At 69.7% G+C, this 20,908-nt stretch carries 22 protein-coding genes and 1 riboswitch; of the genes, 13 read left to right on the forward strand and 9 right to left on the reverse strand.

The features are described 5' to 3' along the window. Nucleotides 1-113: 113 nt before the first annotated feature. Nucleotides 114-269, reverse strand: a complete 156-nt coding sequence (locus ACFTZL_RS01495; protein WP_382576837.1) for a hypothetical protein — start codon at nt 267-269, stop codon at nt 114-116. A gap of 114 nt (nt 270-383) precedes the next feature. Between ACFTZL_RS01495 and ACFTZL_RS01500 the strand changes: the two genes are divergently transcribed. The 5 genes from ACFTZL_RS01500 (at nt 384) to ACFTZL_RS01520 (ending at nt 3,780) form a co-directional block, all read left to right on the forward strand. Next, nucleotides 384-1,223 carry a Scr1 family TA system antitoxin-like transcriptional regulator gene (locus tag ACFTZL_RS01500; RefSeq protein WP_382576888.1) on the forward strand — a complete coding sequence of 280 codons (840 nt, stop codon included), beginning with the start codon at nt 384-386 and terminating at the stop codon, nt 1,221-1,223. Continuing rightward, nucleotides 1,207-1,419, forward strand: coding sequence for a DUF397 domain-containing protein (locus ACFTZL_RS01505; RefSeq protein WP_382576838.1), 213 nt, complete (start codon nt 1,207-1,209; stop codon nt 1,417-1,419). The genes ACFTZL_RS01500 and ACFTZL_RS01505 overlap by 17 nt, the downstream gene beginning before the upstream one ends. A 209-nt stretch (nt 1,420-1,628) precedes the next feature. Continuing rightward, on the forward strand, nt 1,629-2,468 hold the full coding sequence (locus tag ACFTZL_RS01510) for a hypothetical protein (protein ID WP_382576841.1): 840 nt from the start codon (nt 1,629-1,631) through the stop codon (nt 2,466-2,468). A 56-nt stretch (nt 2,469-2,524) separates the two neighbouring features. Then, nucleotides 2,525-3,196, forward strand: a complete 672-nt coding sequence (locus ACFTZL_RS01515) for a Uma2 family endonuclease (RefSeq protein ID WP_382576843.1) — start codon at nt 2,525-2,527, stop codon at nt 3,194-3,196. 14 nt (nt 3,197-3,210) lie between these two features. Beyond that, nucleotides 3,211-3,780, forward strand: a complete 570-nt coding sequence (locus ACFTZL_RS01520) for a hypothetical protein (protein WP_382576845.1) — start codon at nt 3,211-3,213, stop codon at nt 3,778-3,780. 1 nt (nt 3,781) lies between these two features. Here ACFTZL_RS01520 and ACFTZL_RS01525 read toward each other — a convergent pair whose 3' ends face one another. From ACFTZL_RS01525 to thrC, 6 genes are all read right to left on the reverse strand, one after another. Next, nucleotides 3,782-5,338 carry a carboxylesterase/lipase family protein gene (locus ACFTZL_RS01525; protein WP_382576848.1) on the reverse strand — a complete coding sequence of 519 codons (1,557 nt, stop codon included), beginning with the start codon at nt 5,336-5,338 and terminating at the stop codon, nt 3,782-3,784. Between the two features lie 88 nt (nt 5,339-5,426). After that, entirely contained in the window at nt 5,427-6,548 is a 1,122-nt protein-coding gene (locus ACFTZL_RS01530) for an NADH:flavin oxidoreductase (protein WP_382576851.1), read from the reverse strand. A 192-nt stretch (nt 6,549-6,740) separates the two neighbouring features. After that, the gene (gene groL / locus ACFTZL_RS01535; protein WP_382576853.1) at nt 6,741-8,363 is read right to left on the reverse strand and encodes a chaperonin GroEL; all 1,623 of its coding nucleotides are present in this window, start codon (nt 8,361-8,363) and stop codon (nt 6,741-6,743) included. Between the two features lie 333 nt (nt 8,364-8,696). Continuing rightward, complete coding sequence (locus ACFTZL_RS01540) at nt 8,697-8,900, reverse strand: cold-shock protein (RefSeq protein WP_003949956.1); 204 nt, start codon at nt 8,898-8,900, stop codon at nt 8,697-8,699. Between the two features lie 448 nt (nt 8,901-9,348). After that, on the reverse strand, nt 9,349-9,624 hold the full coding sequence (locus ACFTZL_RS01545) for a MoaD/ThiS family protein (RefSeq protein WP_190075918.1): 276 nt from the start codon (nt 9,622-9,624) through the stop codon (nt 9,349-9,351). 85 nt (nt 9,625-9,709) lie between these two features. Beyond that, on the reverse strand, nt 9,710-10,996 hold the full coding sequence (gene thrC / locus ACFTZL_RS01550) for a threonine synthase (protein WP_382576855.1): 1,287 nt from the start codon (nt 10,994-10,996) through the stop codon (nt 9,710-9,712). Between the two features lie 18 nt (nt 10,997-11,014). Continuing rightward, nucleotides 11,015-11,171: riboswitch (SAM riboswitch) on the reverse strand. Between the two features lie 155 nt (nt 11,172-11,326). On the opposite strand from thrC, the gene ACFTZL_RS01555 reads away from it, so the two are divergent. The 3 genes from ACFTZL_RS01555 to otsB all read left to right on the forward strand — a co-directional run bounded on the left by ACFTZL_RS01555 (nt 11,327) and on the right by otsB (nt 14,579). Next, nucleotides 11,327-12,271 (forward strand): glucosyl-3-phosphoglycerate synthase, encoded by a 945-nt coding sequence (locus ACFTZL_RS01555; RefSeq protein ID WP_382576858.1) that lies wholly within the window; start codon nt 11,327-11,329, stop codon nt 12,269-12,271. Nucleotides 12,272-12,344: 73 nt separating this feature from the next. After that, nucleotides 12,345-13,733, forward strand: a complete 1,389-nt coding sequence (locus ACFTZL_RS01560) for a trehalose-6-phosphate synthase (RefSeq protein ID WP_382576859.1) — start codon at nt 12,345-12,347, stop codon at nt 13,731-13,733. 3 nt (nt 13,734-13,736) lie between these two features. Further along, nucleotides 13,737-14,579 carry a trehalose-phosphatase gene (gene otsB / locus ACFTZL_RS01565; RefSeq protein ID WP_382576861.1) on the forward strand — a complete coding sequence of 281 codons (843 nt, stop codon included), beginning with the start codon at nt 13,737-13,739 and terminating at the stop codon, nt 14,577-14,579. Between the two features lie 107 nt (nt 14,580-14,686). Here otsB and ACFTZL_RS01570 read toward each other — a convergent pair whose 3' ends face one another. Continuing rightward, complete coding sequence (locus ACFTZL_RS01570) at nt 14,687-14,932, reverse strand: DUF3263 domain-containing protein (RefSeq protein ID WP_382576864.1); 246 nt, start codon at nt 14,930-14,932, stop codon at nt 14,687-14,689. Nucleotides 14,933-14,965: 33 nt separating this feature from the next. Beyond that, on the reverse strand, nt 14,966-16,219 hold the full coding sequence (locus tag ACFTZL_RS01575) for an ABC transporter substrate-binding protein (protein WP_382576866.1): 1,254 nt from the start codon (nt 16,217-16,219) through the stop codon (nt 14,966-14,968). A gap of 133 nt (nt 16,220-16,352) precedes the next feature. On the opposite strand from ACFTZL_RS01575, the gene ACFTZL_RS01580 reads away from it, so the two are divergent. The 5 genes from ACFTZL_RS01580 (at nt 16,353) to ACFTZL_RS01600 (ending at nt 20,854) form a co-directional block, all read left to right on the forward strand. Then, nucleotides 16,353-17,294, forward strand: coding sequence for an ROK family protein (locus ACFTZL_RS01580; protein ID WP_382576868.1), 942 nt, complete (start codon nt 16,353-16,355; stop codon nt 17,292-17,294). After that, nucleotides 17,294-18,505, forward strand: coding sequence for an N-acetylglucosamine-6-phosphate deacetylase (nagA, locus tag ACFTZL_RS01585; RefSeq protein ID WP_382576871.1), 1,212 nt, complete (start codon nt 17,294-17,296; stop codon nt 18,503-18,505). Before ACFTZL_RS01580 ends, nagA begins: the two co-directional genes overlap by 1 nt. Nucleotides 18,506-18,633: 128 nt before the next feature. Continuing rightward, nucleotides 18,634-19,563, forward strand: a complete 930-nt coding sequence (locus tag ACFTZL_RS01590) for a 1-phosphofructokinase family hexose kinase (RefSeq protein WP_382576874.1) — start codon at nt 18,634-18,636, stop codon at nt 19,561-19,563. Between the two features lie 150 nt (nt 19,564-19,713). Beyond that, nucleotides 19,714-20,124, forward strand: a complete 411-nt coding sequence (locus tag ACFTZL_RS01595; RefSeq protein ID WP_382576875.1) for a hypothetical protein — start codon at nt 19,714-19,716, stop codon at nt 20,122-20,124. A gap of 358 nt (nt 20,125-20,482) precedes the next feature. Then, complete coding sequence (locus ACFTZL_RS01600; RefSeq protein ID WP_382576877.1) at nt 20,483-20,854, forward strand: hypothetical protein; 372 nt, start codon at nt 20,483-20,485, stop codon at nt 20,852-20,854. The last annotated feature ends 54 nt before the right edge of the window (nt 20,855-20,908 follow it).

A 20,908-nucleotide genomic window follows, 5' to 3' on the forward strand; every position in this document is an offset into this window, starting at 1 on the left:
AAGACGTGTCTTGTGGGGTGGCGTGCGGTGGGGCGTACGCCGCTGTATGCGCGATACGCCAGTTCGACGGCGATGCCGGGTGAATGGTTGTACACCTGCCGGCCACCATTACTTCACCGTGACTTCGGCTCCCGGTCGACCTGCCTCACGCGAGCGCGCAGCGTCTCTTTCACGGGCAGCGAGCGCAGTACGTCGGTCAGATGCTCGGCCGTCCGTACGTTGCACCGCCCCAGATCGACCAGGGCGAACGGCTCTTCGGTCGAGCGCACGATCGCCTACCTCCACGCTGAGTTTGCGATTCACCACACAGCGTGGCCGACACGCCTCTAACCTGGCCGGATACGGCGACCCAACAACCCGATGTGTACGACAGGGAGTTGCCCATGCCCGGATCCAGGGACCTCGACCCGTCCTCCTCCCCTCGGGCCCTCCTGGGCGCGGAACTCCGCCATGCCCGCGAGAAAGCCGGCCTCAGCCAGGAGGAACTGGGGCAACGGCTGTTTGTCAGCGGGTCGTTCATCGGGCAGTTGGAGGCGGGTACGCGGCGGATGCAGGCCGAGTACGCACGGTTGCTGGACGAGGCGTTGGGGACGGGGGACTTCTTCCAGCGGAATTGCGGGGCGGCGGCGAAGTCCAGGTATCCGGAGCACTTTGCGGAGGCGGTGGAAGCAGAGGCGCTGGCTACGGAGATCCGGCAGTACTCGCCTCTCCTGATTCCCGGGCTGCTGCAGACTCCCGCCTATGCACGGGCCGTGTTCCGCGCCTACCGGCCCACAGCACCGGCGGACGTGATCGAGGAGCTGGTGACGGCACGTGTGGACAGGAGCCGCATCCTCGACGATCCAACAAGACCGCTGTTGTGGACCGTGCTTGACGAGGCCGCACTGCGTCGGCAGACCGGTGGCCGGCAGGTCATGGCAGAGGCCTTGCGCCACGTCACCGCCCTGATGCGCCGGAACCGGGTCATCGTGCAGGTGCTGCCGCTGCGCGCGGGCGCCCATGCGTCAATGGAGGGCTCCCTGAAGCTGATGGATTTCGAGGACGCCCCTCCGCTGCTCTACTTCGAGGGGGTCGGCACGGGACGTCTGGAGGACGATCCGTCAACCGTCCGGCATCAGCGGCATACCTTCCAACTCCTCACAGCGTGCGCCCTCTCCCCGGACGACTCCTTGGCCCTCATCGAGGACATCGCGCAGCATTACGACCATGTGGAGCATCCCTGAGCACAGCCTGGACGCCGCGGCCTGGCACAAGTCCAGCTACAGCGGCGGCAGCGGCGGCGACTGCCTGGAAATAGCAGGTGACCAGCCCACCCTCGTACCTGTACGCGACTCCAAGACCCCTCACGGCCCGAAGCTCGTGTTCCGGACCACGGCGTGGGCCGCTTTTATCGCGAACCTCAAGGACGGCACCGCCTGAGCTTCGGGATCCGGGCTTCGAGCTCTCTTTTCAAGGAACGGGTATCGGGCCTCAACCCGCCCTCCCACCCCGCGTGTTGACTTGACGCATTCGGCTTGCCACGCACAGTGACGTGCCTCTAACGTGCTCGCATACGCAACAGCCCCCGCCCGGTGCGCCAACACCTGCGGGGGCTTAACCAAACGAGATCGAAGGAAAAGTTCGATCCCATGGCTGAGACCCAGCTTAGTGCTGCCACCCCGTCCGCGCACCCAATGGCGAACCCCGGCTACGGCAAGCGCTCCGCCCCAGACCAACTCACCCGCGCCAAAAACGACTTCGCACACCTCCCACCCCGCGAAGCCGCCATCGCCGCCTACCTCGACCGGCTCCCCGACGGCGCGGACATCTCCGTAAAGACACTGGCCAAACAGCTCCCCTACGGCCAGTGCGCCCTTGGCACCGCCCTCAACCGCATGCAGCAGGCGGGTCACCTGCGCCGAGGCCGGGAGTGCGTGACGGCTGACGACGGCAGCTCCCGCTGGATCACCCGTTCGTGGTTCTCCCGCACCGCCCGGGACGACGACTGGTGGGCGGCCTTCACCCGCGGCGACGTACCGAAGCAACAGCGTCCCACCCGCTCCCGGGCCCACCTCCTCCTCGCCGCCCTCGGTCGTACCGCACCCGTCCTGTCCCTCTCCCAGGCCGACTGCGCGATGCTCGCCCCACTGGTGGCGGAGTGGTTCGAGCGGGGCGCTTCGGAGGACGACGTACTGCGTGCGCTCACGGCCGGCCTCCCGACCCCCGTCCATCACCCGGCCGCCCTGGTCCGCAACCGCCTGACCGGCAAACTCCCGCCCCCACGACCGCCCCTACGGGTTCTGGAGTGCGCGAACTGCGGTGCTCCGGGGCGTCCAGAGTCCCTGCCAGGGGGACGTTGCAACGCCTGCCGGGGCGAACGTGCCCCCGCACAACCCCCAGCGCCCCTCTCCGCCCCCACGATCCACGACCGCGCGGCCGAGATCCGCGCCGCGATGTCCCAACGACGCCAGGCGAAGGCACAGACATGACAGCTCCTACGGTGCGACGTCACTCCCTCAGGGCACGATGGAAGGAAGGAGGCACCATGACCCCTGGTACCGCTGACCGCCCGCTGATGCCCATCGAGGACTTCGAGGATCTGGCCGAGGCTGCCCCGGCCCACGTGCGGCTCGAGTACGTCGACGGTCGCGTCCGTACGAAGGACCCGCTCAGCGTCGAGGACTTCGAGGAACTGGAACGCCGCGCCCCGGAGACCGTGCGGCTCGAGTACATCAACGGAAAACTAGAGGTCAAGGCCATGCCGGACGGCAACCACAGCGAAATCCACATGTGGCTGCTTGAGCAGTGCCTGCAGCACCGGCCCGACCTGCGCCTCCACCACGAGCGAGGCGTCCGGACCGAGGCCTACCGCAAGGGCCGTGCCCGGGCCGACGGGGCTCTCGTACGACGGGGGCACTTCAAGGGACACGGTGAGTGGTCCGCGGCCAACGGCGTCCTCATGGTCGTCGAGATCACCTCCCACGACCGTGACACCAACCAGCGGGACCGCATCGACAAGCCCGTCGGGTACGCGGCCGTCGAGATCCCCGTCTACCTGCTCATCGACCGCGACAACAACACGGTCGTCGTGTACAGCGAGCCCGAAGACGGCCGGTACCAGCAAAAGGCCTCTCACTCCTGGGGCACCCCGGTCGAACTGCCCGATCCTCTCGGCTTCACTCTGGACACCGAAGAACTCAAGGACTACGCCGACTGACGACAATGGGACCCATGAACCACGCCCAGCTCACCGCCCTAGGCCGTGCCCTCCGTCTCCTCGGTGAGCACGGGGAAGCCCTCACCTCCGACACCCCGGACGCCAAGCTGCACGAGGTCAAGGCCGACCTGAAGCGCGCCCTGGACCTGCTGGACGACAGCGTCGCGGGCGCCGCGCCCAGCACCCGCTGCCCCGAGCACCCGAACGGCCCGGTCGACGAGAACGCCCCCGACCTGTGCCTGCTCTGCGAGACCCGCCGCAGGACCGCCCGCCGGAACGAGTTCAACGGGCCCGCCCCGCATCACCAGCCCACCGAGCCGGTCCAGTCCCGCTACGGCGTGAGCGGTGACCGCCCCCAGCCCCAGCAGCGCTGGCTGCCGGAGCTGTGGACCGGCCAGACGTGGCAGCTCTGCGGCACCCCGCGACGGGACCGCCGCGAGGCCGAGCTGTACATCGCCGCCCAGCGCAAGGCGCCCAGGTCGGCCATGGCGTACCGGCTGGTGCACGAGTTCACCGACTACGAGGTGCTGCGGGTGTGGGGTACGCCGGTCAAGGTCGACATCGAGCCGATGGGCAACCTGTAGTTCACAGCAGGGGCAGGGCCTGGAAGTCGTAGCCCTCCCACAGGCGCCGCGACGCCTCCTCCGGGTACGCCCTCACCTCAGGCTCCGCGTCCAGCACCCGCACCAGCCGCTCCTGCTCGTCGTACGCCGGCCAGCCCGGGTCCCCCGACCGCGCGAAGGACGTCCAGGACGCACGGAAACGGGACGACAGCGAGAGCGCCTCGGCGGACGGTTCCACGCCCGCGAACAGCAGAAGCCCCAGGTCCGCGCCGTACGTGCCGAACAGCAGGGGGATGTCCAGGCCGTGGCAGGCGCCCAGCGCGCCGCCGTTCCCGGGGGCCGGCCAGGTCAGTTCGTAGACGTGCGCGCTGCCGCCGCCGGCGCGCTGCGCCCCGGCCAGGTGCAGGGACGGCATGTTGAACAGCCAGTCCGTCTGGACACGTTCGTAGAGCTCGCCCGGGGAGGCGTCGGGGAAGGCGGCGCGGTAGGCCTGCTCTCCGTCCGGGCCCGGGGCGAGCAGGCGCAGGGCGGAGGTCGCCTGCTCGTCGGTGATCTGGCCCAGTCGGCCCGACATGGCGATGAAGAGGCGGAACTCGTCGCGGTTGTGGCCGACGAGCAGGTCGATGTCCTTCGCCGAACCGGCCGCCAGCGCCTGCCACGGCGTGGTCGGCAGCACCTCGCCGTCGACCACCGGGGAGAAGGGCGTGACCGTGGGCGCCGCCTGGCCCCAGCGGTCGATGTACTGGAGCATCTTGGCGCTCAGCGTCTCGCCCGCCGACGTCAGCCGGTGCGGGGCGATCGTCGAGAGATCGGCGACCGTGGGGCGCAGCCCCACCTCGGCGGCGAGCGCGAGACCGATGTCACGGGCGAGTTCGCCGGAGAAGAACGTCCCCGGCACGCTCTGCGCGATCGCCCGCCGGAACAGGCCGGCCGCTCGTGGCATGGCGAGCAGCGAGGCGACCGAACCCGCGCCGGCCGATTCGCCGAAGACCGTGACCTGGTCCGGGTCGCCGCCGAACGCCTCGATGTTGTCGCGGACCCACTCCAGGGCTGCCACCTGGTCGAGCAGGCCGCGGTTGGCGGGCGCGCCCTCGATGAACGCGAACCCCTCCATGCCCAAGCGGTAGTTGAGGGACACGACCACCACGTCGCCGTCGGCCGCGATGCGCCGGGCGTCGTAGCCGGGGCTGCCGGAGTGGCCGAGCTTGTAGGCACCGCCGTAGATCCACACCATCACCGGGCGGCGCGCCGCCGGGTCGGCTTCGGGGGTCCAGACGTTGACCGTCAGCCACTCGTCGCCCTCGGGTACGTCGAGCAGGCCCGGGCCGCCCAGGCTGCCGACGTCCTGCGGGGGCGGCGGGCCGAAGGCGTGGGCGTCGCGTATGCCGTCCCAGGCGTGGGCGGGGCGCGGTGCCATGAAGCGGGCCTCGCCCACCGGGGGCGCGGCGAAGGGGATGCCGCGGAAGACGGCGAGTCCCTCCTCCCTGCGGCCCCTCACCGCACCGGCGGTGGTGCGCACCACCGGTGCGGGCTGTTCGGAGGGGCCGTCGTGCGGCGGGCGGGACTCGGTCGTCGTCATCTGGATCTCCTCACGGAATGCCGGTGAACAGGCGCTCGGCCAGTGTCCTTGACTGACGCAAGCAGATCCAGAGCCTCAGGTGACGAGGTCAGCTGAGGGTCTTCAGCGCGGCCGGGTCGTAGGGGGCCGTGTCCTCGAAGCGGCCGTCCAGCACCTTGGCCGCCCACTGCGGGTCCTGGAGCAGCGCCCGGCCGACGGCGACCATGTCGAACTCGTCGCGCTCGAAGCGGTCCAGGAGGTTGTCGAGGTCGTTGACCTCGGCGCCGTGGCCCTGGAAGGACTTGAGGAAGTCGACGCCGTTCAGGCCGACCGAACCGACGGTGATGGCGGGCTTGCCGGTCAGCTTCTTGGTCCAGCCGGCCAGGTTGAGGTCGGAGTCGTCGAACTCGGGCACCCAGTAGCGGCGGGTGGAGGCGTGGAAGGCGTCGACACCGGCGGCCGCGAGCGGGGCCAGGATGGCCTCCAGCTCCTCGGGCGTCTCGGCGAGGCGGGCGTCGTAGGCCTCCTGCTTCCACTGCGAGTAGCGGAAGATGACGGGGAAGTCGGCGGAGACGGTCTCGCGGACCGCCGCGACGATCTCCTCCGAGAGCTTGGCGCGGGCGACCGAGGTGCCGCCGTAGGCGTCGGTGCGGCGGTTGGTGCCCTCCCAGAGGAACTGGTCGAGCAGGTAGCCGTGGGCGCCGTGGATCTCCACACCGTCGAAGCCGATGCGCTCGGCGGCGGCCGCGGCCTCGGCGAACGCGCCGATGACGGCGTCGATGTCGGCCTGGGTCATGGCCTTGCCGGTGGGCTCCGAAGCGCCGATGCGCAGACCGGAGGGGCCGACGGCCGGGGCGTCCGCGACCGGCGGCTCACCCTGGTTGCGGACCATGCCGATGTGCCAGAGCTGCGGCACGATCGTGCCGCCCGCGGCGTGCACCGCCTCGGCGACCTTCGCCCAGCCCGCGAGCTGCTCCTCGCCGTGGAACCGCGGCACGCTGTCGCTCTGCCCGGCCGACTCGTGCCCGACGTAGGTGCCCTCGGTGACGATCAGGCCGACTCCGGCGGCGGCACGGCGGGAGTAGTACGAGACGACGTCCTCGCCGGGGACACCGCCCGGGGAGAACATGCGGGTCATCGGCGCCATGGCGATGCGGTTCGGGACGGTCAGGCCGTTGAGCGTGACGGGCCGGGACAGGATTTCGGCGGCGCGGGAGGCGGCGACGGTCACTCAGGGGCTCCTTCGGATACCGGACAGTATGTGCATACGCATGGGACGTACGTTGCAACCACCCGACCCCGCCCCCGCATCCCGCCCGCACTGTGATCCCGCACACGCCCGAGGGCGGCACTCCCTGTCGGAACAGGAAGTGCCGCCCTCGGCAAGACCGTTGATCAACCCAGGGAAATCCCAGGGGGTCGATCAGAAGTCCATGTCACCGCCCGGCATACCGCCACCGGCGGGCGCGGCGGCCTTCTCCGGCTTGTCGGCGATGACGGCCTCGGTGGTGAGGAACAGCGCGGCGATGGAGGCGGCGTTCTGCAGCGCGGAACGGGTCACCTTCGCCGGGTCGATGATGCCTTCGGCGATCATGTCGACGTACTCACCGGTCGCGGCGTTCAGGCCGTGGCCGACCTGAAGGTTGCGGACCTTCTCCACGACGACGCCACCCTCGAGACCACCGTTGACGGCGATCTGCTTCAGCGGGGCCTCGAGCGCGAGCTTCACGGCGTTGGCGCCGGTCGCCTCGTCACCCTCGAGGTCCAGCTTCTCGAAGACGGAAGCAGCCTGGATGAGCGCCACGCCACCACCGGCGACGATGCCCTCCTCGACGGCCGCCTTGGCGTTGCGCACGGCGTCCTCGATGCGGTGCTTGCGCTCCTTGAGCTCCACCTCGGTGGCGGCACCGGCCTTGATGACCGCGACACCGCCGGCGAGCTTCGCCAGGCGCTCCTGCAGCTTCTCGCGGTCGTAGTCCGAGTCGCTGTTCTCGATCTCGGCGCGGATCTGGTTGACGCGGCCGTTGACCTGGTCGGTCGAACCGGCACCGTCGACGATGGTCGTCTCGTCCTTGGTGATGACCACCTTGCGGGCCTTGCCCAGCAGGTCGACCGTGGCGTTCTCCAGCTTGAGGCCGACCTCCTCGGAGATCACCTCGCCGCCGGTGAGGATGCCGATGTCCTGCAGCATCGCCTTGCGGCGGTCACCGAAGCCCGGGGCCTTGACGGCGACGGACTTGAAGGTGCCGCGGATCTTGTTGACGACCAGGGTCGACAGGGCCTCGCCCTCGACGTCCTCGGCGATGATCAGCAGCGGCTTGCCCGACTGCATGACCTTCTCGAGGAGCGGGAGCAGGTCCTTGACGTTCGAGATCTTGGAGTTCGCGATCAGGATGTACGGGTCGTCGAGGACGGCCTCCATACGCTCCATGTCGGTCGCGAAGTACGCCGAGATGTAGCCCTTGTCGAAGCGCATACCCTCGGTGAGTTCCAGCTCCAGACCGAAGGTCTGGGACTCCTCGACGGTGATGACGCCTTCCTTGCCGACCTTGTCCATGGCCTCGGCGATGAGCTCGCCGATCTGGGTGTCGGCGGCGGAGATGGAGGCCGTGGAAGCGATCTGCTCCTTGGTCTCGACATCCTTCGCCTGCTCCAGCAGGGCGGCGGAGACGGCCTCGACGGCGCGCTCGATGCCACGCTTGAGGGCCATCGGGTTGGCGCCGGCGGCTACGTTGCGCAGGCCCTCCTTGACCAGGGCCTGGGCGAGAACGGTCGCGGTGGTCGTACCGTCACCGGCGACGTCGTCCGTCTTCTTGGCGACTTCCTTGACCAGCTCGGCGCCGATCTTCTCGTACGGGTCCTCGAGCTCGATCTCCTTGGCGATGGAGACACCATCGTTGGTGATCGTGGGGGCGCCCCACTTCTTCTCGAGGACGACGTTGCGGCCCTTGGGGCCGAGCGTCACCTTCACGGCGTCCGCGAGCTGGTTCATGCCGCGCTCGAGGCCGCGCCGCGCCTCCTCGTCGAACGCGATGATCTTGGCCATGTGAAGTGGTCCCTCCAGGACTGGGGGTGATTACTTCGGACCGCGCCCGCGCCCGCGACGGACGGCTCGCCAGCCTCGTGGTTCCTTCCCCACCCGGCCTGCGGGCCTCACCGACCCGGTCCTTACGTTGTCACTCTCACCTTCAGAGTGCTAACGCAATGATTAGCACTCGGGCATGGCGAGTGCAAGCGCCTCCCAGGGATCGGGCGGGCCGCTCAGCCGCCCGCGAACGGCGTCCGGCGGGCCCCTCGGACAGACCGAAGGGCCCGCACCCCGGGGGGTACGGGCCCTTCAGAGAAGACCTGCCGCTTGCGGTTTGTCGTGGTCGCGCGTTCAGGCAGCCACGCGAACCATGTCGGCCTGTGGACCCTTCTGGCCCTGCGAGATCTCGAACTCGACCCGCTGACCCTCTTCAAGGGTGCGGTAGCCGTCCATCTGAATCGCGCTGTAGTGGACGAAAACATCCGCACCACCGTCGACCGCGATGAAGCCGTACCCCTTCTCCGCGTTGAACCACTTGACGGTGCCCTGAGCCATGCCTAACTCCCCTATTACTGGCCCTTGCACAGATCCGCACTTCGCGGATCCGGGTCAGACCTCACCCCCCACGGATTGGGGGCGTGCGCCGGAACGCGTCGACCGCGGCCGAATGTATCTGTCCAACTGCCCTCTGCAACAGGTCAATCGGACGAGAATTCCGGACGCGCGGGATCCGGAATGTGGGGAGAATTCACCTGACTTCAGGGCAAGTCGGGCCACGCAAAGGGAACAAAAGCGGCGAAAGACGCACACACTTTGGCTACATCTTGTCGGGCTCGCGGCAGGAATTCAGGGTGCCCGATCAGGGGATCGGGATCGCGTTCCCCAACTGTACCGCGCTCAATCACACAGAATTGCCCCCTCCGCTTCTCTCACGGAGGGGGCAATTCGATGAACGCTCAGTGACGGCCGTTACCGATGGTAATAATCAAGCCGGTCGACCGGTTCAGCCGCCGGCGACGGCCGGAATGATCGACACACCGGCACCGTCCGGCGTCGCCGTCTCGAGACCCTGCTCGAACCGCACGTCGTCGTCATTGACGTACACGTTGACGAACCGGCGCAGCTTGCCCTGGTCGTCCAGCACCCGGGCGGCGATCCCGGTGTGGTTCTTCTCCAGATCGGAGATGACCTCACCGAGGTTCGCGCCCTCGGCGGCGACCTCAGCCTGGCCGCCGGTGTAGGTACGCAGGATGGTGGGGATGCGAACGGTCACGCTCATGCTTTGAACCTCCGGTGGGAGAGCAGGCCTATAGGGGCGCGGGGAACTGCGCGACCAGCCCCCACCGGCCCGCAGCGAACAACGGTCAGACGAGTCCGGCGTCCCGGAACGAATCAAGGTTGGGACGAATCGTCGCGGTCAGCCCGGTCCCGGCCACCGCATCCAGCGTCTTGAGACCGTCCCCAGTGTTCAGGACGACCGTGGTCTTCGCAGGGTCGAGGGCGCCGCTCTCGAGCAGCTTCTTCGTCACACCCACCGTCACACCACCGGCGGTCTCCGCGAACACACCCTCGGTCTTCGCGAGCAGCTTGATCGCCTCGACGACCTGCTCGTCGTTCACGTCCTCCACCGCACCACCCGTACGGCGGGCGATGTCCAGCACGTACGGACCGTCCGCCGGGTTGCCGATCGCCAGCGACTTGGCGATGGTGTCCGGCTTCTGGGGACGTACGACGTCGTGACCGGCCTTGTACGCCGTCGACACCGGCGAGCAGCCCTCGGCCTGCGCACCGAAGATCTTGTACGGCTTGTCCTCGACCAGACCGAGCTTGATCAGCTCCTGCAGACCCTTGTCGATCTTCGTGAGCTGTGAGCCGGAGGCGATCGGCACCACGAGCTGGTCCGGGAGCTGCCAGCCGAGCTGCTCGCAGATCTCGTACGCCAGCGTCTTGGAGCCCTCGGCGTAGTACGGCCGCAGGTTGACGTTGACGAAGCCCCAGCCCTCGCCGGCCGGGTCGCCGATCAGCTCGGAGCAGAAGCGGTTCACATCGTCGTAGTTGCCCTCGATGCCGACGAGCTCGCCGCCGTAGATCGCGGCCATGACGACCTTGCCCTGCTCCAGGTCGTGCGGGATGAACACGCAGGAGCGGAAGCCGGCGCGGGCCGCTGCGGCACCCACCGCACCGGCGAGGTTGCCGGTGGAGGAGCAGGACAGGGTGGTGAAGCCGAAGGCGCGGGCGGCCTCGATGGCCTGGGCGACGACGCGGTCCTTGAAGGAGTGCGTCGGGTTGCCGGAGTCGTCCTTGACGAAGAGCTTGCCGGCGTCGACGCCGAGCTCACGGGCCAGGTTGTCGGCCTTGACGAGCTTGGTCCAGCCGGGGTTGATGTTCGGCTTGTCCGCCACGTCGGCCGGGACCGGCAGCAGCGGGGCGTAGCGCCAGATGTTCGCGGGGCCCGCTTCGATGCGCTTGCGGAGCTCTTCGGTGTCGTAGGCCGAGAAGTCGTAGGCGATCTCCAGCGGGCCGAAACACTCCTCGCACGCGAAGACCGGGCCGAGGGGTACGCGGTGACCGCACTCGCGGCAGCTCAGCGCGGCGGCGGGGCCAAGGTCTACGGTGGATTCGGTGGTGCTTGCAACAGTCTGCGCAGCCATGTGAGGCGAGGCCCTTTCTCCTCATCTTCCTCACGACGCATCTCGCCGTGAGACGGATTTGGCACCTTCCCGAGCCGGGAGCCTCGCGCATGTGGTCGACAGTGACCTACGAGTACCGACTGGAGGGTTGCCGGGGCTTCAACGGGCCGTATCCCTCTGCCCCTCTGGATGAGCTGTATTCGGTTGTCGACGTGGGTTGACCCCGGACATGCGATGGTCACCCGCGTTGTTCAAGACTGTAACCGACGACCAGGACAGTTGAGATAGTCGTCCGAACCGCGAGATGGCTCACAGTCCGTCCCGCCGAGAGTACGCAGAGGAGCCGCCACGGTGCTGGAAGAAGTCGAGCGCTGGCTGAGCACCCGTTCCTGGTCCGCGACCGATCGCCCCCTCCACCAGATACTCGCCGCCAAGCAGCGCACGGGCCAGACGGTCAGTGTCGTGCTGCCCGCGCTCAACGAGGAGGAGACGGTCGGGGACATCGCCGCCGTCATCCGCCACGACCTGATGCGGCAGGTGCCGCTCGTCGACGAGCTCGTCGTCGTCGACTCCGGCTCGAGTGACCGTACGTCGGAGGTGGCCGCGGCCGCGGGCGCGACCGTGGTGCACCGGGACGGGATACTTCCGCGGCTGCCCGCGGTGCCCGGCAAGGGCGAGGTGCTGTGGCGCTCGCTGCTCGTCACCCGCGGGGACATCGTCTGCTTCGTCGACGCGGACCTGCGGGACTTCTCGTCCGACTTCGTCTCCGGGATCGTGGGCCCGCTGCTCACCGACCCGGGCGTGGATCTGGTGAAGGCCATGTACGACCGTCCGCTCGGCGCCGCCGCCGGGCAGGGCGGCCGGGTCACCGAGCTGATGGCCAGGCCGCTGCTCAACATGCACTGGCCACAGCTCGCCGGCTTCGTGCAGCCGCTCGGCGGCGAGTACGCGGCCCGCCGCTCGCTGCTGGAGCAGCTTCCGTTCCCCGTCGGGTACGGCGTCGAGCTGGGCATGCTGGTCGACGCCCTGCATCTGGCGGGGCTCGACGCCCTCGCCCAGGTCGATGTCGGGGTGCGCAAGCACCGGCACCAGGACGGGCAGGCGCTGGGCCGGATGGCCGCCGCGATCTACCGCACGGCCCAGCTACGGCTGGCCCGCGGGCATCTGATCCGGCCGTCCCTGACGCAGTTCGAGCGGGGCGGGGACGGCTTCGAGCCGCGGACGTACTCCGTGGACACCGAGGAGCGTCCGCCGATGGTGGAGATCGCCGAGTACCAGGCGCGGAAGGCCGCCTGACCGGGACAGTTTTCGGCCGGGTACGGCAGGTCCGTACGTTTGAGCGTTTCCGGGCCGGGCTAGGTTGAGGGCTATGGCTTCAACGTACGGTGCTGCACAGGTGCTGGTGGCCTCCAACCGCGGCCCGGTCTCGTACGCGGTGGGCGAGGACGGTTCGCTGAACGCCAAGCGGGGCGGCGGCGGACTGGTCTCGGGGCTCTCCGCGATCGGCTCGGACGCTGACGCGCTCTGGGTCTGCTCGGCGCTGTCCGACGGCGACCGCGAGGCCGTTCGGCGCGGCGTCGGCGAGGACGGCGTGCGGATGCTGGACATCCCGGCCGACGTGCACGCCGACGCGTACAACGGCATCGCCAACTCGGTGCTGTGGTTCGTCCACCACATGCTGTACCAGACGCCGCTGGAGCCGGTCTTCGACGCGGAGTTCCGGCGGCAGTGGACGTCGTACGAGAGGTACAACCGGGCGTTCGCTCAGGCGCTGGCCGAGGAGGCGGCGCAGGGTGCGGCCGTGGTCGTGCAGGACTATCACCTGACGTTGGTGCCTGGCATGCTCCGCGAGCTGCGGCCGGACCTGAGGATCGGGCACTTCTCGCACACGCCGTGGGCGCCGCCCGAGTACTTCCGGATGCTGCCCGACGATGTGGCCGGGCAGGTGCTGCGCGGCATGCTGGGCGCGGACCGGCTGGGCTTTCTCACACAGCGCTGGGCGGACGCGTTCGTCACGTGTGCCGAGCGGTTCGCCGGCGGGCTCGGGGGCACCCGGGTCGGCGTGCACGGGCTGGGGGCCGACGCGGACTTCCTGCGGCAGCGGTCGCACGAGAAGGACGTCGAGGAGCGGATGGCCGCGCTGCGGGAGCAGATCGGCGAGGGCCGCCGCACCATCGTCCGGGTCGACCGCACCGAGCTCTCGAAGAACATCGTGCGCGGTCTCCTGGCCTACCGCACGCTCCTCGACTCCCACGCCGAGTGGCGCGAGCGCGTGGTGCACGTGGCCTTCGCGTACCCGTCACGGCAGGACCTCGCGGTGTACCGCGACTACACGGCCGAGGTGCAGCGGCTGGCGGACGAGATCAACGAGCGGTACGGGACGCCGGGCTGGACGCCGGTCGTACTGCACGTCAAGGACGACTTCGCGCGCTCCCTGGCCGCGTACCGGCTGGCCGACGTGGCGCTCGTCAACCCCATCCGCGACGGCATGAACCTCGTCGCCAAGGAGGTCCCGGTCGTCTCCGACACCGGCTGCGCGCTGGTGCTGTCGCGGGAGGCCGGGGCGTACGAGGAGCTGGGCGAGGACGCGATCACGGTGAACCCGTACGACGTGACCGGCACGGCGGCGGCCCTGCACGAGGCGCTCTCGATGCGCCCTGAGGAACGCGCCGAGCGCGCCAAGCGGCTGGCGGCGGCGGCGACCGCGCTGCCACCGGCGCAGTGGTTCGTGGACCAGCTCGACGCGTTGAGGGGCTGAGCGGTGACGAGCCCGCAGGCACTGCCGACACCCGCCACCAACGCCGGGCAGGAGGGTCTGGACGCTCTCCTCGCCCACCCGGACAAGGCGTTGATCGGTCTCGACCTCGACGGGACGCTCGCGCCGATCGTCGCCGATCCCGAGAAGGCCCGGGCCCACCCCGAGGCGGTGCCCGCGCTGGCCGCGCTCGCGCCGAAGGTCGCCGCCGTCGCGGTGATCACCGGCCGGCCCGCCGAGGTGGCGGTGCGCAACGGCGGCTTCGCCGACGTTCCCGGACTTGAGCACCTCGTCGTGCTGGGGCACTACGGCGCCGAGCGGTGGGACGCCCGTACCGGCGAGATCAGCGCCCCGCCCCCGCATCCCGGAGTCGCGGGCGTCCGCACGGAGCTGCCCGAACTGCTCGAACGGCTCGGAGCGTCGCAGGGGACCTGGATCGAGGAGAAGGGCCGGGCCTTGGCCGTGCACACGCGCCGGGCCGCCGACCCCCAGGCCACCCTGGAACTGCTGCGCGGGCCGCTCACCGGCCTGGCGGGCCGCCACGGCCTCATCGTGGAGCCCGGCCGCATGGTCCTCGAACTGCGCCCGCCCGGCATGGACAAGGGCGTCGCCCTCACCGAGTTCGCCCGGGAGATCGGCGCGGGGTCCGTCCTCTACGGCGGTGACGACCTGGGCGATCTGCCCGCCTACTCCGCAGTCGACCGCCTCCGCGCGGACGGCACCCCGGGCCTGCTGGTCTGCAGCGGCAGCGACGAGGTGACCGAGCTCCGGGAGCGTGCGGACCTGGTGGTGGCCGGCCCGGAGGGCGTCGTACGGCTGCTGGCAGCACTGGCGGACCGGCTCGGCTAGAGGCGCCCCATAGGGGCGCGGGGCTGTATCGATGTGCGGCTCCGCCGCGTGGGCGCGAGCGACCACAGCGCACCCGCACCCCGCAACGGTCGAACACCCCACGGCCCTCAGCGTTCAGCCCGCCGCCGATCCCGGACCCGCCGCAGCCGATTTACCGTCACCGGGTCGTGGGCAAGGGCCCTGGGATCGTCCAGCAGGGCGTTGAGGAGCTGGAAGTAGCGCACCGGGGCGAGCCCCAGCTCCTCCCGCACGGCCCGTTCCTTCGCGCCCGGGCCGGGAAAGCTCCGGCGTTCGAGCGCGAGGATGTCCCGCTCCCGGCGCCCGAGCCCCTGCTCACCCGTGTCCTCGTCCATGCCCGGCACCGTAGCGCCCGCCACCGACAGCGCCTACTCGGCGTTCTCCGCCCGGGACGCCTCCGCCTGGAGCTGGCCCAGGACGGCCGAGGGGCTGCCGCCGGGGGCGACGGCTTTGCCGATCCGCTGCTTGATCTCGGCGCTGACGTCGGCCCAGGAGGTCTTGCCGACCGGGTAGAGCTCGGACGTCAGCAGTTCCTCCAGGAACGGCCTGAGGTGCTTGTCCTGGTCGGAGACGGACATGGTCCCGGACGCGGAGGTGGTGACCGGCAGCAGGTCGTACTCGCGGGAGAAGGCCAGCACGTTCTTCTCGCTGTAGACGAAGTCGAGGAAGTCGCCGACCTGGTCACGGTGGCCGTTCTTGCGGAAGGCCGTCATCCAGTCGGCGACACCGAGCGTGGACTTGCTCGTGCCTTCCTTGCCCGGCGTCGGCACCATGCCGTACTTGACGCCCTTCTTCGCGGCGATGTTCATCAGCGACGGGTGCCCGTTGACCATGCCGACCTCGCCCTTGGCGAAGGCGGCGTACGCATCGGCCCGGTTGAGCTCCCCGGGCGCGACCGGCCCGTTCAGGCCCTTGCCGACCAGTTCGTCCTTCAACCAGGAGAAGGTGTCGACGTTCTCCGGGGAGTCGATGCCGTAGCTGTCGACGGTGTCGGTGTAGCCGCCCCCGCCGCTGAGCATCCACTGCATGCTCTCGGCCGGCGCCTCCTCCGGACCGAGGGGCAGCGCGTACGGGTAGGTCACGCCCTCCGCCTTGAGCGCCTCGGCATCGCCGGCCAGGTCGTCCCAGGTCTTGGGCGGGGTGATGCCGGCCTCGGCGAAGAGGGTCTTGTTGTAGAAGAGCACGCGCGTGGAGGAGGCGAACGGCATGCCGTACTGCACGCCCTTCACCTGCCCGGCGGAGGCGAGCTGCCCGACGAAGTCGGCCTGCACGGGTATGGAGAGCAGCTCGTCGGCCTTGTAGAGCTGGTTCTGCGCCGCGTAACCGGCGTACGAGCCGATCTGCGCCATGTCCGGCGGGTCACCGGCGGCGACCATCTCCCGGACCTTGCGGTCGACGTCGTTCCAGGAGTAGACGCTGACGTCGATCCGCACACCGGGGTGCTCGGCCTCGTACTCCTCGACGAGCTCGTCCCAGTACTTCTTCGAGCTGTTGGCCTTGCTGTCGCCGTACTCGGCGGCGACCAGCTTCAGGGTCACGTCGCCCGAGCCGCCCGTCACGCCGCAGCCGCCGAGGACCGCCGTCATGCCCAGTGCGGACACCACCGCGATCGTTCCTGCCATCCGCCGCCGCTGCACCGCTGCACTTCCCCAACCCTGGCGTCACCGCCACCGAAAACTTTCGATATTCGGAATAAGGTCTACACCACGTGAGTGGACTAGACCTCTTGCGGGTCCCCGGGTCACACTGTGTTCCGTGAGACATGTCATCGCCCTCGACGTGGGCGGCACCGGAATGAAGGCCGCCCTGGCCGGGCCAGGGGGCGAGGTGCTGCACCGGGCCCGCCGTGCCACCGGACGCGACCAGGGTCCGGACGCCGTCGTCGCGGGCATCCTCGACTTCGCCGCCGAGCTGCACGCCCACGGCGCCGAGCACTTCGGCACGCCCGCGGCCGCCGCCGGCGTGGCCGTGCCCGGCATCGTCGACGAGGCGGAGGGCGTCGCCGTCTACTCGGCGAACCTCGGCTGGCGCGACGTCCCCCTGCGCGACGCGCTCGCGAAGCGGCTGGGCGTCCCGGTCGCCCTGGGCCACGACGTGCGCACCGGCGCTCTCGCCGAGGGCCGGGTCGGCGCGGGCCGCGGTGCCGACCGGTTCCTGTTCGTGGCGCTGGGCACCGGCATCGCGGGCGGCATCGGCGTCGAGGGCCGGGTCGAGTCGGGCGCGCACGGCTTCGCGGGCGAGATCGGCCACATCGTCGTACGGCCCTCAGGAGCCCCCTGCCCGTGCGGGCAGCGCGGCTGCCTGGAGCGCTTCGCGTCGGCGGCGGCGGTGACCGAGGCCTGGGCCGCGGCCTCGGGCGACCCGGACGCGGACGCGGCCGACTGCGCGAAGGCCGTCGAATCCGGCGACCCGCGGGCCCGGGCGGTCTGGCAGGAGGCCGTCGACGCCCTCGCCGACGGCCTGGTCACGGCCCTCACCCTGCTGGACCCGCGCACCCTGATCATCGGCGGCGGCCTGGCCGAGGCGGGAGAGACGCTGTTCGCGCCTCTGCGGGAGGCCGTCCGCCAACGCATCACCTTCCAGAAACAGCCGACCCTCGTCCCCGCGGCCCTGGGCGACGGTGCCGGTTGTCTCGGGGCGGGCCTGCTGGCCTGGGATCTCCTCGCATCCACCGACCGTTCGGAGGTAACGACCTGATGGCAACGGCCCCAGGGGCGCGGGGAACTGCGCGACCAGCCCAACACAACCCGCACCCCGCAACGTCAGGAACCCCCACGGTCCTGGCCGGCGCAACCGTGGTCCTCCCCACAGGTTCCGTCCACAACGGCCGACTGACCATCGACGGCACCCGCATCAGCCGCACCACCCCGGAAAACGCCCAGGTCATCGACGTGACCGGCCACTACGTGGTCCCCGGTTTCGTCGACCTCCACAACCACGGCGGGGGCGGAGCCTCCTTCACCTCCGGCTCGGCCGAGGACATCCTCAAGGGCATCCACACCCACCGTCTGCACGGCACGACCACCCTGGTCGCCTCCACCGTCACCGGCGACATGGACTTCCTCTCCCAACGGGCCGGCCTGCTGAGCGAGCTGGCCGAGCAGGGCGAGATCGCCGGCGTCCACTTCGAGGGCCCGTTCATCTCCCCCTGCCGCAAGGGCGCCCACGCCGAGGACCTCCTGCGCGACCCGCACCCCGCGGACGTCCGCAAGCTGATCGACGCGGCCCGGGGCCAGGCGAGGATGGTCACGCTGGCCACCGAACTCCCCGGCGGCCTGGACTCCGTACGCCTCCTGGCCGAACAGGGCGTGATCGCGGCGATCGGCCACACGGACGCGACCTACGAGCAGACGGTCGAGGCCATCGACGCGGGCGCGACGGTCGCCACCCACCTCTTCAACGCGATGCCGCCCCTCGGCCACCGCTCCCCCGGCCCGATCACCGCACTCCTCGAGGACGACCGGATCACGGTCGAGCTGATCAACGACGGCACGCATCTGCACCCCGCCGCACTCCGGCTGGCGTTCCACCACGCGGGAGCGGACCGCGTGGCGTTCATCACGGACGCCATGGACGCGGCCGGTTTCGGCGACGGCCGCTACTGGCTCGGCCCGCTGGAGGTGGAGGTCGCCGAGGGCGTGGCCCGCCTGGTCGAGGACGGCACGATCGCGGGCTCCACCCTCACCCTGGACCGCGCCTTCAAACGGGCGATCACGGTCGACGGCCTGTCGGTCGAGGACGCGGTGCAGGCACTCTCGGCGACCCCCGCCCGCCTGCTCGGCATGGCCGACCGCATCGGCTCCCTGGAGCCCGGCAAGGACGCGGACCTGGTCCTCCTGGACGCCGACTTCGACCTCAAGGGCGTGATGCGCCGGGGCGAATGGGTGGTCGGTCCCCAACTGCGCTGATCCGTCCCGCAGTCGGGAGACGGTGGCCGAGTCCAGGACTGGGCCGACCGCCGTCTCTTTGGCATGATCGAGCCTCCGGAAGTTCACGGCGGCAAGCGCATGTCTCTGCATCGGGGGAGGTCAACCAGGTGATCCTCACGGTCACGCTGAACACCGCTCTCGACATCACCTACCGCGTACGGTCCCTCAGGCCGCACGCCTCCCACCGCGTCTCCGAGGTGACGGAACGCCCCGGCGGCAAGGGCGTCAACGTGGCCCGGGTCCTCGCGGCCCTCGGGCACGAGGTGACGGTGACCGGTTTCACGGGCGGTGCGACGGGCCGGGTCGTCCAGGAACTTCTGGCCTCGGTGCCGGGCGTGGTGGACGCGCTGGTCCCGATCACGGGCGCGACCCGCCGCACGATCGCCGTGGTCGACGAACGGTCCGGCGACACCACGCAACTCAACGAACCCGGCCCCACGGTCGCCCGCACCGAGTGGTCGGCCTTCCAGGAGGCCTACGAGGCCCTGCTCCCCACCGCCTCCGCCGTGGCTCTGTGCGGCAGCCTGCCCCCCGGCGTCCCGGTGGGCGCGTACGCCGGGCTGGTCCGCACGGCCAGGTCCGCCGGCATCCCGGTCCTCCTCGACACCAGCGGCGAACCACTGCGCCGCGGTGTCGCCGCCCGCCCCGACATCATCAAGCCGAACGCCGAAGAACTGGCAGAACTGACGGGCTCCCACGACCCGTTGCGAGCCACCCAGGACGCCCGCCGCCGGGGCGCGGGCGCGGTCGTCGCGTCCCTCGGCCCCGAGGGCCTGCTCGCAGCCACCCGAGACGGCCGCTGGCGCGCCACCCCACCGGCCCCGGTACGCGGCAACCCGACGGGCGCGGGCGACTCGGCGGTAGCGGGCCTGCTGTCGGGCCTGATCGAACACCTCCCCTGGCCGGACCGCCTGGCCCGGGCGACGGCCTTGTCCGCGGCGACGGTGGCAGCACCAGTGGCCGGGGAGTTCGACCAGGGGGCATATGCGGAGCTGCTGGGGCAGGTGGTGGTTTCGGGGGAGGCCAGTGCGGCCTAACCCGCGCGGTTGTGCCCGCATGTCTCCAGTCCTCGTATCACATTCAGACACTATCGGAACATTTTAGCCATTTCGCCACCCCTTCACCCTCAACTGTGATCGCCAATATAGATTGACGATGCACAGTCAGATTCGAACGAAGAGGCGAATGTGAAAAAGAGGCATCTGGCAACCTGCACTGGTGCAGCGGCTCTTCTGCTGACCGCCTTCGCTACCAGTCCAGCAACAGCCGCTCCTACGGCTTACGCAGGGTGTACGACTACCGGGGCTTCGGGTGCCATCAAGATCACCAACTGGTACGACCCCACGGCCAAGGTCGGCCTGGAGTTCAACTTGAGTGACATCAGCCCAGACAACCACCACGTGCGAATGAGGCTGGTCAGCGAGCAGTACAACGGCAAAAGAGTGAACTGGCCCTGGAGGAAGAACTTCGACGGATCGGGAACGACCAAGACTTGGACCAGCAGCGCTTCGGACGATGCAGGGCTCCACGAAATCGGCGTGCAGGTGGCCAGATTCGAAGGTGACACCCTGCTCAATTCCTGCACCGACTGGGCCTGAGGAACAGCCCGCATACAGGTCTGAACACCGTCGGGTCGCCGGGAGCCGACGGTGTCTTCCTGCCTAGTCCTTGACCTGGCCGGCCTTCAGCCACAGCTGATCCAGCAGACATCGGCATCTTCCCCGACACCTGGCCGGTGCGGCTGTGGATCGCGGAACCGGTGGCGAGCCTTGTCGGCGGCGCCGGTCGCGGGGGAGTTCGACAGGGGCGTGTACGAGGAGTTGCTGAGGCGGGTCACGGTGACGAGCGAGGCGTCCGCGGCGTAGGGCACAGGTGACCGAAAACCTCTGGCCGATCTTCCTCTTCCCACCTAAGATCACGGACGACCAAAGATCGACCTTTTTGCTGGGGGAACAATTGAACAAGATCACAAGGCTGGCCATGGTCGGCATCGCCTCCGTGGGCCTCATGGCCACCATGAACTCCGGCGCTTCGGCGGCCCCGGAGCTCAAGGCCGGTCCTGCGGCCGCGCAGGACTGGGGCGGCGGCTGGAGCGACGTCCGGGACGTCAGCATCCGTGAGAAGCCCAGCACCACCGCACGGAAGGTCGGCACCCTGAAGAAGGGGAAGATCGTCAAGTGCTGGGTCGCCGGGTGCAGCGCGGTCGACGGCGGCAGCTACAAGTGCACCAGCAACTCGCCGACCGAGAAGCGCTGGCACGAGGTCAACTGGGGCGGCAAGAAGCGGTACGCGGCGACTCGCTGCCTGGAGTGGGGCCGGGTCGAGTGAGCTGACCTCATTCTCCGTTCGTACGACGGCGGCCGTTCTCCCACACGGTGGGAG

This window comes from Streptomyces sp. NPDC056948, assembly GCF_042674225.1.
GTDB lineage: Bacteria > Actinomycetota > Actinomycetes > Streptomycetales > Streptomycetaceae > Streptomyces > Streptomyces purpurascens.

Excerpts from the sequence above, each read along its gene's own strand:
- nagA (WP_382576871.1), top strand. The coding sequence starts at position 17,294 with ATGGCAACGGCCCCAGGGGCGCGGGGAACTGCGCGACCAGCCCAACAC.
- thrC (WP_382576855.1), bottom strand. The coding sequence starts at position 10,996 with ATGGCTGCGCAGACTGTTGCAAGCACCACCGAATCCACCGTAGACCTT.
- ACFTZL_RS01545 (WP_190075918.1), bottom strand. The coding sequence starts at position 9,624 with ATGAGCGTGACCGTTCGCATCCCCACCATCCTGCGTACCTACACCGGC.
- ACFTZL_RS01525 (WP_382576848.1), bottom strand. The coding sequence starts at position 5,338 with ATGACGACGACCGAGTCCCGCCCGCCGCACGACGGCCCCTCCGAACAG.
- ACFTZL_RS01515 (WP_382576843.1), top strand. The coding sequence starts at position 2,525 with ATGACCCCTGGTACCGCTGACCGCCCGCTGATGCCCATCGAGGACTTC.
- ACFTZL_RS01500 (WP_382576888.1), top strand. The coding sequence starts at position 384 with ATGCCCGGATCCAGGGACCTCGACCCGTCCTCCTCCCCTCGGGCCCTC.
- ACFTZL_RS01575 (WP_382576866.1), bottom strand. The coding sequence starts at position 16,219 with ATGGCAGGAACGATCGCGGTGGTGTCCGCACTGGGCATGACGGCGGTC.
- ACFTZL_RS01520 (WP_382576845.1), top strand. The coding sequence starts at position 3,211 with ATGAACCACGCCCAGCTCACCGCCCTAGGCCGTGCCCTCCGTCTCCTC.
- ACFTZL_RS01505 (WP_382576838.1), top strand. The coding sequence starts at position 1,207 with ATGTGGAGCATCCCTGAGCACAGCCTGGACGCCGCGGCCTGGCACAAG.
- ACFTZL_RS01570 (WP_382576864.1), bottom strand. The coding sequence starts at position 14,932 with ATGGACGAGGACACGGGTGAGCAGGGGCTCGGGCGCCGGGAGCGGGAC.
- ACFTZL_RS01560 (WP_382576859.1), top strand. The coding sequence starts at position 12,345 with ATGGCTTCAACGTACGGTGCTGCACAGGTGCTGGTGGCCTCCAACCGC.
- ACFTZL_RS01510 (WP_382576841.1), top strand. The coding sequence starts at position 1,629 with ATGGCTGAGACCCAGCTTAGTGCTGCCACCCCGTCCGCGCACCCAATG.
- ACFTZL_RS01540 (WP_003949956.1), bottom strand. The coding sequence starts at position 8,900 with ATGGCTCAGGGCACCGTCAAGTGGTTCAACGCGGAGAAGGGGTACGGC.
- groL (WP_382576853.1), bottom strand. The coding sequence starts at position 8,363 with ATGGCCAAGATCATCGCGTTCGACGAGGAGGCGCGGCGCGGCCTCGAG.